Annotated in this window: 10 protein-coding genes and 1 pseudogene; 3 read left to right on the top strand and 8 right to left on the bottom strand. The window is 64.7% G+C overall.

The genetic code is table 11. The annotated features are described in order from the left end of the window. Positions 1–95: 95 nt before the first annotated feature. Entirely contained in the window at positions 96–1,730 is a 1,635-nt protein-coding gene (locus tag AC0L2L_RS17395) for a tetratricopeptide repeat-containing sulfotransferase family protein (protein ID WP_473579807.1), read from the top strand. A gap of 342 nt (positions 1,731–2,072) precedes the next feature. Here the strand turns inward: AC0L2L_RS17395 and AC0L2L_RS17390 are convergent, their stop codons facing one another. The 7 genes from AC0L2L_RS17390 to AC0L2L_RS17360 form a co-directional block, all read right to left on the bottom strand. Next, the gene (locus AC0L2L_RS17390) at positions 2,073–2,426 is read right to left on the bottom strand and encodes a DUF1428 domain-containing protein (protein WP_473579806.1); all 354 of its coding nucleotides are present in this window, start codon (positions 2,424–2,426) and stop codon (positions 2,073–2,075) included. Positions 2,427–2,535: 109 nt separating this feature from the next. After that, positions 2,536–2,952 (bottom strand): VOC family protein, encoded by a 417-nt coding sequence (locus AC0L2L_RS17385; RefSeq protein ID WP_095766546.1) that lies wholly within the window; start codon positions 2,950–2,952, stop codon positions 2,536–2,538. Positions 2,953–3,213: 261 nt separating this feature from the next. Continuing rightward, positions 3,214–3,396, bottom strand: a complete 183-nt coding sequence (locus tag AC0L2L_RS17380) for a hypothetical protein (protein WP_027169923.1) — start codon at positions 3,394–3,396, stop codon at positions 3,214–3,216. A 92-nt stretch (positions 3,397–3,488) separates the two neighbouring features. Continuing rightward, entirely contained in the window at positions 3,489–3,878 is a 390-nt protein-coding gene (locus tag AC0L2L_RS17375) for a nuclear transport factor 2 family protein (protein WP_473579805.1), read from the bottom strand. 95 nt (positions 3,879–3,973) lie between these two features. Further along, complete coding sequence (locus AC0L2L_RS17370; RefSeq protein ID WP_473579803.1) at positions 3,974–5,500, bottom strand: ABC-F family ATP-binding cassette domain-containing protein; 1,527 nt, start codon at positions 5,498–5,500, stop codon at positions 3,974–3,976. 332 nt (positions 5,501–5,832) lie between these two features. Then, complete coding sequence (gene uvrB / locus AC0L2L_RS17365) at positions 5,833–8,973, bottom strand: excinuclease ABC subunit UvrB (RefSeq protein ID WP_473579802.1); 3,141 nt, start codon at positions 8,971–8,973, stop codon at positions 5,833–5,835. 99 nt (positions 8,974–9,072) lie between these two features. Beyond that, positions 9,073–10,008 (bottom strand): LysR substrate-binding domain-containing protein, encoded by a 936-nt coding sequence (locus AC0L2L_RS17360; RefSeq protein ID WP_473579801.1) that lies wholly within the window; start codon positions 10,006–10,008, stop codon positions 9,073–9,075. Positions 10,009–10,055: 47 nt separating this feature from the next. Here AC0L2L_RS17360 and AC0L2L_RS17355 point away from each other — a divergent pair. Then, positions 10,056–11,335, top strand: a pseudogene (locus tag AC0L2L_RS17355) (clavaminate synthase family protein). 16 nt (positions 11,336–11,351) lie between these two features. On the opposite strand, the gene AC0L2L_RS17350 reads toward AC0L2L_RS17355, so the two are convergent. After that, a complete protein-coding gene (locus AC0L2L_RS17350; RefSeq protein WP_473579800.1) occupies positions 11,352–12,605 on the bottom strand; it encodes a hypothetical protein in 1,254 nt (417 codons plus the stop codon). Between the two features lie 138 nt (positions 12,606–12,743). Between AC0L2L_RS17350 and AC0L2L_RS17345 the strand changes: the two genes are divergently transcribed. Next, positions 12,744–13,805 (top strand): CapA family protein, encoded by a 1,062-nt coding sequence (locus AC0L2L_RS17345; protein ID WP_473579799.1) that lies wholly within the window; start codon positions 12,744–12,746, stop codon positions 13,803–13,805. The last annotated feature ends 78 nt before the right edge of the window (positions 13,806–13,883 follow it).

The following is a 13,883-nucleotide window of genomic DNA, read 5'->3' as shown; positions in this document are numbered from 1 at the left end:
ACAAATACGGCAGGTTTCCCATTAACAGAGATCACAGAAGAGCGGCAAACGCGGGCGGCAAGCCAGGTGGCTCGGCGAGCCCGCTCGACCCGTATGTGCAAAAGGCGCTGCAGCTGCACCAGGCAGGGCGCCGCCAGGAGGCCGAGGGGCTCTACCGGCAGGTATTGGGGCAGCAGCCGAACCATGCCGCCGCGCTGCATTTCCTCGGGCTGCTGCTGCACCAGACCGGCAGGAGCGAGGAGGGGCTCGATCTCATCGAGCAGTCCGTGACCTTGCAGCCCGAAAATGCCGACTTCCTCAACAATATGGGCACGGTCATGCGCGATCTCGGGCGCGTCGCCGCCGCGGTCGATTTCTTCCGCGGCGCGGTGGATATACGGCCGGACCAGCTGGCCGCGCGTGACAATCTCGGTTCGTCGCTGCGGCAGATCGGACAGCTCGACGCGTCCGAGGAGATCTATCGCGGCACGATCGGCCGCAACCCGTTCCATGTCCGCGCGCGTGTCGGTCTTGCCGAGACGATGCAGGAAGCCGGTCGGCTTGACGAGGCGATCACGCTGTTTCGCGAGGCGCTGTCGATCCGGCCGAAGGACGCCGAGCTTCTCTACGGGCTGGGCGTCGCGATGATGGAGAAGGGCAAGCTCGACGAGGCGACCGATCTCGCCCGCCAGGCGCTGGCGATCGCTCCGAACATGGCGAAGGCCTGGCTGCTGCTCACGCAGGTCAAGCGCCAGATCGAGCGTGACAAGGAGCTTTCCGGCATGGAAGCCGAGCATGCCAAGGCGCCGCAGGGCAGCCTGGCACGCATGCAGCTCTCCTTCGGCCTGGGCAAGGTCAATGACGACCTCAAGGACTATGGCCGCGCCTTCGACTATTTCGCCGAAGGCAACGCTATCCGCCGTCGGGGCATCGACTACGACCCGGTGCGCACGCGCAGCGAATTCGAGGCGATGAAGGCGGCCTTCGACAAGGCCTTCTTCGACAGGCACAAGCCCAGCGACATTTCCGACGACACGCCGATCTTCGTCGTCGGCATGCCGCGCTCCGGCACGACGCTGGTCGAGCAGATCATCGCCAGCCACCCGCAGGTGTTTGGGGCGGGCGAGCTGAGCATCCTGAAGACGGCCGTCGGCAAGCAGTTTCCGATGAGCATGCCAGGCGGCTTTCCCGCCGGGATAGCCGACATGCCCGACAGCGCTTTTGCCGAGGCGGGGCAGGCCTATCTCGACATGCTGCATGCCCGCTATCCGCGATTGCGCCATGTCACCGACAAGATGCCGGGCAACTTCCTGCTGGTCGGCTTCCTGCACATGATGCTGCCGAAGGCAAAGATCATCCATTGCGCGCGCGATGCGGCGGCCACTTGCCTGTCGATCTTCAAGGTGCATTTCCGCGGCGACAGCCACCGCTACGGTTACGACCTCGGCGAACTCGCCGATTTCCACAATCTCTATGCCGACATCATGGCGCATTGGCACAAGGTGTTGCCGGGCGTCGTGCACGATGTGCGTTATGAGGATTTCGTCGCCGACCAGGAAGGGCAGACCCGGGCGCTGATGGCGCATCTCGGCCTGCCCTGGGACGACAAGGTGCTGTCGTTCCACGAGACGGACCGGCCGGTGCGCACCGCATCGGCGGCACAGGTGCGCCAGCCGATGTATCAGGGCTCGGTCGATCTGTGGAAGCGCTATGGCGACAGGCTGAAGCCGCTGCTGGACAAGCTAGGCTGATCTTGAGGTGAGGCCGGCCTGCGAATGGCGGTTCCCTGCGCTTCCGGCCTTCGCCGGCCGAAGCACTCAGCCCTGGCGCGGCACTGGCCGAAGCGCCCGAACTTCGTCATCCACGGGCGGAGCGGGAGCGAAGCGACGCGGCGCAGACCCGAGGATCCATTCCGTGACCTCGCGCGAAGCGTAAAGGCGGCGCAGAACAGAGGTCGTTCTGCACCGCCGTGACGTTCATAGGTAACGGCATGGATCCTATGGTCTGCGCCGCGTCGCTTCGCTCCTTGCTTCGCCATAGGATGACGAAGTGATGAGTGTTTCGGCCAATCGCAGAGGCGTCGCGTCAGCTCGTCAAAGCTCGACGAATGGCTGGAAGCCGCCGAAGATCATGCGCTTGCCGTCGAACGGCATGGCGGACCAGTCCATCTTGAGACGCTCATCGGCCATCACCTTGGCCATGACCGCATCGCGGCTCTGCCTCGATTCATAGACGACCCAGGCGAAGATGACGGTCTCATCGTCCTTTGCCTGGACGGCGCGCGGGAACGAGGTCAGTTCGCCATAGGGCACGTCGTCGCCGACGCATTCGACATAGGCGAGCGCGCCGTGCTCCATCCAGACGGCGCCGCCTTTCTCAGCCATTTTCTTGTACGCATCGAGATTTGCCTTCGGCACGGCGAGCACGAAGCCATCGACATAGGACATGGCGGTCTCCTCTTTGGTGAAATCGGGCGCCGGGCCGGCGGGGGTACGACCCGGCGCGAGTGAGCGCGTCATGCCCGCCATCGACGGGCGCCGCTGCTCGCTAGGAAATTCACTTCACTGGCGCGTTCATTGCCCAGGCGACGCCGAAGGGGTCTTTCACCTGGCCCCAGCGGTCACCCCAGAACATCACCTGCAGCGGGGTGACGACTTCACAGCCGGCATCGACCGCGCGCTGCCACCAGGCATCGATATCGTCGCTGCCGAGATGGAGCTGCAGCGTGTAGCCCTGCGCCGCTTGATGCGGATGGCCGTGTTCGGGATAGGCATCGCCCAGCATCAGCGTCGAGCCGTTGACGTAGAGATGGATGTGCATGGTGCGGCCCTTGTCGTCCGGCGGATAGGCAAACACTTCCTCGGCGCCGAAAGCCTTCTTGTAGAACTCGGCGGCCTTGATGGCGCCGTCGACCTGCAGATAGGGGGTCAGTCCGCCAAGGACCTTGGCGCGGGGCGGGGTCTGGTCGTTCATTCGCGTGTTCCTCTTCACGGGGTTGATCTGGCTTGCGAGCCCGGGCGCTTCACCATTTCGCGGCAACGGCGAACCGCCCTATCTCTTCGTTTCTACGCAATTCCTGACGGAAAACCGTTTCACACTTTTTCCTGGAATTGCTCTGAGGACGAATGAAGCGTTGGCGATCCTACATGGCCTTCGGGAATTTTTTAAAGCGCCGGTCGCAGACAGTCCGGGCGACCGGCGAGGCTGGAAGACAATCGCATCGAAAGTGCCACTTTATATGACCTTCGCCGAGAAGGTGGCCGTGCGGCGGCTTTCGCGCGTTTCGAAAATCTCCGGAAAGCCGATGTCCTTGCGCAGCTCGGCGGGCAGCGAAAGCAGGATGCGCTCGCTGCGGTGACGGGCACGCGCCTGCGCGTACCGGTTCGCAAGGCGGCCGATGGATGACAGTACCGACATGACAATTCTCCCTGGTTGACGCCAGCATCATCGTGCCGGCACCCCAAGGACGAGGCGGCAATTGGCGATCCGACAGATCGGCTCGATTTTTTTCAGAACACCGACGCGGCCAGCGCGGTGTCGTAATATTCCACCATCTCAATGATCTCGCCGTCGCGGACCGTCCAAAAATTGGCGGTGCGCATGACGAACTCCTCGCCGGTGGTGCGGCGCGTCATGTGGATCTCGACCTGCGCCGCGACCTTGTCGCCGCCGTCGATGATCTCGACCGGGACAACGTGCCGGTATTCGAAGTCATCGTCGAGCGCCAGGAGCCTCGCGAGGAATTCCTGCTTGCCGTGCGCGGTGCCGGCATGACGCGATTGCCGGGGATCGGCGATCCAACGGAATACGACATTCTCGGAGCAATGCGCCAGGGCGCCCTCGATGTCGCGGTCCGCATAGGCTTTGTAGAGATTGCTGACGATTTCCACTGCACGCATGGCCCGTTCCCTCCATGGCTAAGCAACTCAACATGCTCCTTTTTTAGCGAGTGGAAAAGTATGCAGGCAATGCTGCCCGGCAGATGTGTCGTCTCTCAGCTCGGCGATTCGGCGACGGAGCGGAAGAACTCCTCCGGGTCGTCGACTTCGGTCAGCCGACGCTTCTCGATAAGCCAGAAGCGGTTGCCGACGGCGCGGATGAAGGAGCGGTCATGCGAGGCAAGCACGCAGCTCGCCTGATGCCTCAACAATTCGTCCTCCAGCGCTTCCTGGCCGTCGATGTCGAGATGGTTGGTCGGTTCGTCGAGCAGGTAGAAGTTGGGGTTGGCGAGGCGCAGAACCAGCATCATCAGCCGTGCCTTCTGTCCGCCCGACAGAACGCCGATCTTCCTTTCCTGCATTTCGATGGCGACGCCGGCGCCGGCCAGCAGCGAGCGGGCGCGCTGCTCACCGACTTCGAACCGGTGCGAGACCATCGCCAACGGCGTGTCGTCGCCGCTGATGCCGGATAGCGCCTGGTCGCTGTAGCCGAGCACGGTCGATGGCGTCACCTTGAGGTTTTCAACCGATCCTGGCTCGGCGACAGCGTTGCGGATCATCGCAATGAAGCGCGTCTTGCCGACGCCGTTGCGGCCAAGCAGCACGATGCGATCGTCCTGGCAGATGTGGCGCTTGCCGGTCCTGAACAGCAGCGTGCCGTCGGGCGTTTCGACCGCAGCGTCTTCCAGCGTGATCAGCACCTTGGCATGGGTGCCGCGGTTGGCCAGCCTGATCGCGCCGGCCGAGCGCTCGCGATGCGCCTGCACTGCCGCGTCCTCGAGCTTTTCCGCCCGTTCCTTGAGCTGCTTGGTCTTCACCGTCAAAAGGTCGCTGCCGGAATTGACGCCGATGTTGTTGAGCTTTGCGGCCTGCTTGCGCAACTGCTGGGCGATTTTCATGTCGCGCTCGAACCTGCGCGCCGTCGAGGCGTCCAGCTCGTCGAGAGCTTGCCGCGCCCGTGAATAGGGCAGCGCGAAGACCGGCGATTCTTCCGGACGCAGGAACAGCGTGCGGTTGGTGGCGGCGTCGAGGAAGGCGCGGTCGTGGCTGGCGACGATCACCGGCACCTCGCGCGGCAGCGCGTTGAGCCATGTTTCCAACTGGCTGATCCTGGCGAGGTCGAGATGGTTGGTCGGCTCGTCGAGCAGGAGCACGTCCGGATCGGTGACCCAGACGCGGGCGATCAGCGCCAGCCGCTGCCAGCCGCCGCTGAGAGCACGCATCGGCCGATCGCGCATGTCCTCTGGCACGTCGAGCGAATCCAGCACCACGTCGACGCGCCACAGCTCGCTGTCGCGTTGCTCCGCCGGCGAGGCATCGGCGACGACGTGGTGGAAGCTGCGGTCGAGCAATGCGTCAGCGACGGATTGCTCGACATGGCCGACACGCAGGCCGCGCGATCTTGTGATGTCGCCGGTGGTGGGTTCGAATTCGCCGGCCAGGCATCTGAGCAAGGTGGACTTGCCTCGGCCATTTGCCGCGACGATGCCCAGCCGGTCGCCGGCGCCGATGGTGAGGTCGAGATTGGAGAACAGCGGCGCACTCATGGTGACGCCGAGGGATTTGAGGCTGATCAGGGCCATTTGGATTTCTCTGGTCTTGCCGGCGGCAAAGTCCGGCTGATGCACTTTGACGGTGCGCCGACAGGCCATCAGGCCAGGTTCAGCAGCACCACGAAGGGCAGACCAAAAATCGAAACGGGAACACCCGGACCGTCCTGGTCAGCCCTGCAAGCAAGCTCGCAGGGCACAGATCGGGCCACGCTGACGATGGTGATCGATAAACACGCAGCCCTCCTTTCAAGACGTTCGAGTGTGGAGGAGCGATTACACCAAAGGCCAAGGTGAGGGCAAGTGAGCCGCTTCAAGCGGCGGTGGAGTACTTCCCTTCTCCCCTAGGGGAGAAGGGAAAAGCGCTACCGCCCCGGCCGCCCGGTCTTGCTTGTCCGGCGCTTTTGACGGTGCTCGTCGCCTGGATCCTCGTAGGAGCCGATGCCGGCGCGCTGGCGAACGATTGGTTTAGGGGAATCGTCGCGTTCCTTCGCGCCCCCCTCTGTCCTACCGGACACCTCCCCCACATGGGAAGAGATTGGCTGCGGCTTCGCCGGCACCTTGCCTTCGACCGGTTTTTCCGTCCGCCGCACCGTCATTTCGTCGAGCGAGTTCTTCTTGAACAGCGGCTTGGTGGCCTCGCCGGGAATGCCGAAATCGGAACCGTGCGCTTCCTGCGCCGATTGCTTCTTGAACAGCGAGCGGGACACCGCGCCGGCTGGGGTCGGCATGTCGGTGCCGGGACCCATGTCGTCGATCGACGGCTTGGCGAACAGCGGCTTCTTCACCGGCGCGGCACCGTCGGCGCCCATCTCATCGAGCGTCGGCTTGCGGAAGAGGTTGGGCCGGGCAGCCTTGGCCGCCTCTTCGGCGGCGCGGGCTTCATCGAGCTTGCGGAACCGCTCCTGTTCTTCGACCGTACGATGTTTAGCCACGCCCTTGTTGTGCTTGCCCTTCTCGCGGCCTGACGCAGGACTTTGGCTTTCCACCTCGCGCGCCAGCGGGTCGTCGGAGATGGCAAGTTCCATCTCGCGCAGCCGCTTGATCTCGTCGCGGACACGGGCGGCCTTCTCGAAGTCGAGATTGGCGGCGGCATCGCGCATCTGCTTGTCGAGCGCCTCGAGATGGGTTTTCAAATTGTTGCCGATCATCGCTCCGGCACCGTCGGTGAACTGCGAGATGTCGGCGCGCACGTGATCCTTCTCGTAGACGGAATCGAGGATGTCGGAGATGCGCGACTTGACCGATTCCGGCGTGATGCCGTTGGCGGCGTTCCACTCCATCTGCTTCTCGCGGCGGCGGTTGGTCTCCGCCATCGCCCGTTCCATCGAGCCGGTGATCTGGTCGGCATAGAGGATGACCTTGCCGTCGACGTTGCGGGCGGCGCGGCCGATGGTCTGGATCAGCGAGGTTTCGGAGCGCAGGAACCCTTCCTTGTCGGCGTCGAGGATGGCTACGAAGCCGCATTCGGGGATGTCGAGGCCTTCGCGCAGAAGGTTGATGCCGACCAGCACATCGAAGGCGCCGAGGCGCAGGTCGCGCAGGATCTCGATACGCTCCAGCGTGTCGATATCCGAGTGCATGTAGCGTACGCGGATGCCGTTTTCATGCAGATATTCGGTGAGGTCCTCGGCCATGCGCTTGGTCAGCACCGTGACCAGCGTTCGATAGCCGGCCCGGGTCGTGTCACGAATCTCGCCGACGACGTCGTCGACCTGGCTCTTGGCCGGACGCACCTCGACCGGCGGATCGATCAGGCCGGTTGGGCGGATGACCTGCTCGGCGAAGACGCCGCCGGACTGCTCCAGTTCCCAGCCGCCCGGCGTCGCCGAGACGGCCACCGAGAGCGGGCGCATGGCGTCCCATTCCTCAAAGCGCAGTGGCCGGTTGTCCATACAGGAGGGCAGGCGGAAACCATATTCGGCCAGCGTCGCCTTGCGGCGGAAGTCGCCGCGATACATGCCGCCGATCTGCGGCACGGTGACATGGCTTTCGTCGATGAAGATCAGCGCATTGTCCGGCACATATTCGAACAGCGTCGGCGGCGGATCGCCGGGCTGGCGGCCGGTCAGGTAACGCGAATAGTTCTCGATGCCGGCGCAGGAGCCGGTCGCCTCCAGCATCTCCAGATCGAAGCGCGTGCGCTGTTCCAGCCGTTGCGCCTCCAGCAGGCGGCCAGCCTTTTCAAGCTCTTGCAGGCGATGCTTGAGTTCTTCCTTGATCGACTTGATGGCTTGATTCAAGGTCGGGCGCGGCGTCACATAGTGTGAGTTGGCGTAGATCTTGACGCTCTTCAACTCGCCCGTCTTCTGCCCGGTCAGCGGGTCGAACTCGGTGATCTGTTCGATCTCATCGCCGAACATCGAGATGCGCCAGGCGCGGTCTTCCAGGTGGGCGGGGAAGATCTCGATCGTGTCGCCGCGCACGCGAAACGAGCCGCGCACGAAGTTGATGTCCTGGCGCTTGTATTGCTGGGCGACGAGGTCGGCGAGCAGCGAGCGCTGGTCGAGCCGGTCGCCGACCTGCATCTGGAAGGTCATCGCGGTGTAGGTCTCGACCGAGCCGATACCGTAGATGCAGGAGACCGAGGCGACGATGATGACGTCGTCGCGCTCCAGCAGCGAGCGCGTCGCCGAATGGCGCATGCGGTCGATCTGCTCGTTGATCGAGGATTCCTTCTCGATATAGGTGTCGGTCCGGGGCACATACGCTTCCGGCTGGTAGTAGTCGTAGTAGGAGACGAAATACTCGACCGCGTTTTCCGGGAAGAATTTCTTGAACTCGGAATAGAGCTGCGCGGCCAGCGTCTTGTTGGGCGCGAGGATCAGGGCAGGGCGCTGCGTCTCCTCGATCACCTTGGCCATGGTGAAGGTCTTGCCGGAGCCGGTGACGCCGAGCAGCACCTGGGTGCGGTCGTTGTTGTCGACGCCTTCGACGAGATCCTTGATGGCGGTCGGCTGGTCGCCGGCCGGCTCGAAATCCGACACCATCTTGATAGCGATGCCGCCTTCGGATTTCTCCGGGCGGGCAGGGCGGTGCGGCGTCCACAGCACGCCGTCCTTGTGCAGTGGATTGCCGGATTCGATCAGCGCCGACAGCGCCGCGACCGTCGCGGTGACGCCGCCCGAGGAAACCGACTCGGCGTCCTCCAGGCTGATGTCGAGGCCGGCCACCGGGTTGAGGCCGGCGGCCGCGCGCTCTTTCGCCGAGGCCGCGCCGCCCATCGAGGTGCCGCGCGCCGTGCGCCCTGGCGCCGACGAGCGCTCGGGGATCTTCTTCGGGGCTTTTGCCTTGGGCTGCTTTTCCGCCTCGCGCTCGATCTGACCGGCCCAATCGGAGATCGATCCGGTCAGCGGCGCGCCGGAAAAATCGGCCTGCGGCGCTTCGGCAAAACCACCGGGCTCCAGCGGCTCGGCAGCATCGAGGAATTCCGTCAGCGGACTGCGCCGCTTCTGCGCGCCATCTTGCGCCGGCGAAGGCGTTTTCTTGTCAGGACGTTTGGCCATGACCCGAATATGGGAGGACTCGGCCAAAATGGAAAGAGCGGAGTGAAAGGGCGCCGGCGGCCCGCGGACGCTGCTGACAGAAGGCTGTCAGGAGAGGCGTCATGACCCGACCAGCCGGGGATCGCCCACCTCCGCCGTCGCGACCGCGGCAAGCGCCGCGGCGACGGCGGCAGCGCGGCGGGCCTTCGGCCCGTCCACCGGCCAGACCAAGCGGCGCCTGATGGTCAATGCCGGAACGTCGCGGGCGATCTCGACGAGCCGACCGGAGCCGAGATGCTCCCTCAGCACCAGTTCGCTGGCGAGCAACGCCCCCATGCCGGAGATTGCGGCCTGCGCTGCCAGGACCGTCAAGGGGAACCGCGGCCCGTGGTCGAGGTCTTTCCGCTGCAGACCAGCGGCGCTGAACCAGTCCCGCCACGTGGGATAGACGTCGTCGCCCATGGTCTGATCGATATGCAGCAGAGGCAGGCGGTCAAGCACCGCGGCGCCATCCCTATCGGAGTGGCTTCGCATCAAGGCCGGGGCGCAGGCCGGTATAACCCTTTCGGTAAAGAGATCGGCCGATGCGAGATCCCTCGTCGAACTGTTGCGGTAGCTGATGGCGAGGTCGATGCCTTCCTCCAGCATCGCGTCCAACGCAATCGACACGACGACGCGCACGTCCAGCTTGCCAAGAGCCGCACGGACGTTGCCAAGGCGCGGCGCCAGCCAAAGCGAGGCGAAGGAGGGATCGGCCGCGACGGTGAAAGTATCGGCGCGGCGTTCGAAACGCAGCCGCCTCAGCCCGGAGGCCAGCGCGTCGAAGCCGCGGTCGATATCGGGCAATGCCGCCTCGGCAATACGCGTGAGCGCGATGCCGTTGCCCTCGCGCCTGACCAGCTTGACGCCAAGCCGATCCTCCAGCTGCCGCAACTGATGGCCGACGGCACCCGGCGTGACACCGAGTTCGTCGGCGGCGCGCGTCAGACTGCCGGTGCGCGCGGCGGCGGCCAGCGCCCGCAAAGCCGATAGCGGAAGGTCGCGAAGAGACGTCACGGATTGAGCTTACCTCAAAACCTGGGAAAGCAAACTCGTTTGCAGAAATGGCCGAGAAAGACCTAGCCTTGTTGAAGGCAGCTCAACCCAAGGAAGTCATCGCCATGCTCGATATGCAAACGCAATCCGTCCCCGCCGATCGCGCTCTTGCGACGCCCCGCTCCTTGCGGTCGGTGCGCAGCGAAGGAACACGCATCGCGGTCGAATTTGATGACGGCAGCGCGGGCCGGCTGTCGATGCGCTGGCTGCGGCTTGCCTGCGAATGCGGGATATGCGGCGACACCGCTTCCGGAAAGCGCTGGCTGACGCCCGCCGACGTTCCCGCCGATGCCGGGGCAACGTCGATCGAAATCTCGTCGGGCGGAAAGATGGACGTGGTTTGGCAGGACGGCCATGTCTCGCGCTTCGTGGCGAGCTTTCTGGCCGCTCATGCCGGGCAGGCCGGCGACCAGGGCGCTGCACGCTTCCGGCCGGCGCTGTGGAGCAGCAATCTGGCGGGCCGGCTGGGCCGCTTTGCTTTCGATGCCGTGGTCGAGGAGGACGAGGCGCTTTTCCAATCGCTGCGCGCCTTGCGCGACCGCGGCATCGCCATGCTGACCGGTGTTCCGGCCGAGCCCGAGGCGACGTTGCGTGTCGCCGGCCGCTACGGTCCCGTGCGCGAGACCAGCTATGGCAAGGTCTTCGACCTTATCTCACGACCGGATGCGCGGGTGGCTGGAGAGACGGCGCGCGCGCAGATCCCGCACACCGACGAGCCGTTCCGCTATTCACCGCCGGGCTTCATCTTCTTCCATGCCATTAGGACCGGCGCCGGCAGCGGCGGCACGTCGCTAATGGTCGACGGCTTTCAGGTCGCCGAGCGGATGCGCCGCGACACGCCTCATTTGTTCGACCTACTCGCGCGGCATGCGTTACATTCCATCGTGAGCACGCCGGGGACGTGTTCTTCAGCGCCGAGGCGCATGTCATCAGCCTCGACGCGAGCGGCGCCGTCACCGGCATACGCTACAATGACCGCTGCCTGGCGCCACAAGCCGGTTCGATCGAGGAGATCGACGGCCTGATCGAGGCGCTTGCCGAATTGACGCGGCTGATCTGCGATCCGGCAAACCAGTTCCAGCACCAGCTGCAGCCGGGCGAGGTGCTGGTCTTCGACAACCAGCGGGTCCTGCACGGGCGCACCGCCTTCGATCCGACGCTGGCCGTCCGGCACCTCAGAAGCTGCAACCTCGACCGCGACGGCGTCCACAGCGCGTTTCGCACCCTGGCGCGGCGCTTCGCGCCGCAAGAGGCCGAGGCCGTGCTCTATCAGGGCGCTATCCTTTAGCCTGCGGGATCGGTCTTCAGTTGAACCACAGCGCAAAAGTCAAAAAGCCGGCGCCGCCGAACTGGCGCTGGATCTGGTCGAAATCGTCGCTGCTGAGGATCTTGCCGCTTTCGAGATAAGGCGCGATGGCCGGGCCGGTGATCGACAGCACGAGATCGAACGGTTTTGGCTCGTCGAAGAACCGCTTCATGTTGATGCCCTTGCCGGCGATACGGAAATGCGGCAGCAGCGCGCGGCCTTCGAGCAGGTCCTCGGCCACCGTCAGCGTGGCGAGCCAGGCCTGCACCTGTTCCTGGCCGACCTCGAGGCCGGTCAGCGGGTTGACGCCCTTCTGCTGCGGTCCGGGCAGCCATTCGCGGTCGTTGTCCGTCTCGGCCAGGATCGCTTTCCAATCCTCGCGCGACAGCCGGATCATCTCCAGCAGGTGGCGTCGCGCGGCCTGCCGGCGCTCCGGCTCGATCACCGGCCAGTTGACGAGATGCACCAGCGAGATGAAGTCGGCCAAGCGCCATTCGGAAGTGAACATGTTGCCGCTCATGCCGCCGTCCAGCGGCACCAGCGTATCCTGCAACGGCAGTTTCGCGCGGGGGAAGAGCATGTGGAAGGAACCGTCGAAGGCATTGCGGAAATCATGCGCCAGCCAGAAATCGGCCTGGGCCATCAGGAATTCGGCATAGCCCTGCAGCCAAAAACCGTCGGCGCGGTCGAAGCGGAAGGTCAGCGAGGGCGCGGCATCGCTAGTGTCGACGCTGCCGCGCGAGAGCGAGGCCATGATCGCGGCGATGCTTTCGTCCGGCGCGATCGTGCCATCTTCGTTGAGGTCGATGCCGACATGGGTGAGGTCTATGATCATGCCGATGTCGGCGCCGGCAGGGACGGAGCCGAGCGTGGCGGCGGATTTTTCGAGCCTGTCGCGGAAGGCGACCAGGATGGCGCGGAATTCTTCGTAGGTCAGCGGCTCCGGATTGGGATTGTCCGGCACGGGCAACTGCATCAGCGGCAGCATGAAGGATTTCGGACTTTCGAAACCGTGGCGATGCAGGCCGCCGGCGAGGAGCTCCAGCGCGGTGAAGAATTCGCCGGCGCCGGCGGCATAGGCCGCTGCCGGGGCCTTGGCCGCTGCCGCCTCCAGCGTCGACAGCGCCGTGTTCCGGTCGGCCACGCTCTTCGCCTCGAACATGGACTTGGCGGCGTCCGGCATATCCGCCCAGGCGAAGGACGCCGGCAGGAACACCGACAGGGCGGCTGCAAAGACAGTCTTCAGCAACATTATCGTCCTCCACTGCGTGACGTGGCGGAGCATACACGTATTTTGGTCCGGCCGAGCCTGGGTGATGTCCGCTGCCGGATCATTCGGCGGCCGGCTTCTACCAACTCGTCAGACAGTCTACACAGGGCGAAACTGGACATGCCCGTGTCGAACTATCCGCTTTCCTACAAACTGTCGTGGTTGCCGCGTTTCCTGAAGCCGTCGCTTGGCGGCGACAGAAGCGGTTTCGCGGCGCCGGCGGCGGCGTTGATCGATCCGCCGCCAATGCGGAAGGTGCGGCTGGCGTTCGTCGGCGACATTTCGGCCGTGGCCAATCGCGATGCGCCGGAATGCGATCCGGCGATCGCCGCGCTGCTCTCATCCGCCGACCTCGTGGTCGGCAATTGCGAAAGCCCGATCGTCGAGCGTCCACGCGCCGTGATGGGCACATGGCTCGGCACGCATCACGCGATGAGCGAGCGTTTCCTGGCCGACGCGCTTGCAAGCGCGGGCATCGCACGCGACAGGCTCGTTCTGTCGCTGGCCAACAACCATGTGCTCGATCAGGGCATTGCCGGCTTCGAGGCAACGCTGGCGGCGCTGAAACGGCTCGGGATCCGCACCATGGGCACGATGGCGGGCGGGCCTGTCCAGCATCATGCAGCCGGATCGCTGACGATCGGCTTTGCCGCTTTCACGCTTTGGCGCAACACAGATGCCGCGCCGTTCGTAGAACGCGTGTCGATGCGCGGCGATCCCGCCGAATGGCCGCGCGAGGTTGTTTGCGGCATCGACCTGCTCTGCGCAGTGCCACATTGGGACTGGGAGTTCCGGCACTTTCCAAGGCCGGCGACGCGGGCGCTGGCGAGGAAACTTACAGATCATGGCGCCCGGCTGATCGTGGGGCATCATGCCCATGTCGTGCAGCCGGCCGAGCGGATCGGCGACAGCGTGGTCGCCTATGGGCTTGGCGATTTCCTCGGCACCGCCTTTACGCGCCAGCCATGGCCGGGCCGTATTGGGTCGATCCTGACCGTCGATGTCAGTGCCGATACTGTCACGCGCGGTATGATCGCGGCGTACGAACTGCATTTCTTCGCGCGCCTCGTCACCAATGACCACGAGCGGCTGGTGCCGGTGGAGGCGCTGGAAGGCGCATTGAAGCGAAAGGCTGCGGCTCGCCTCGAAGCGATCTTTGGCGGTGCTCCAGTCGATTTCTGACTTGATCTTGCCTCGCGCGATACACCGACGCGCTGCACTGACGCGGCCTGCGAAAGCGGCTATCATAGGCTCAGGCTT

Source organism: Mesorhizobium sp. WSM4832 (genome assembly GCF_055811115.1).
The sequence above is the reverse complement of the archived record's forward strand: the minus strand, read 5'-3'. Positions and strand labels throughout refer to the sequence as shown.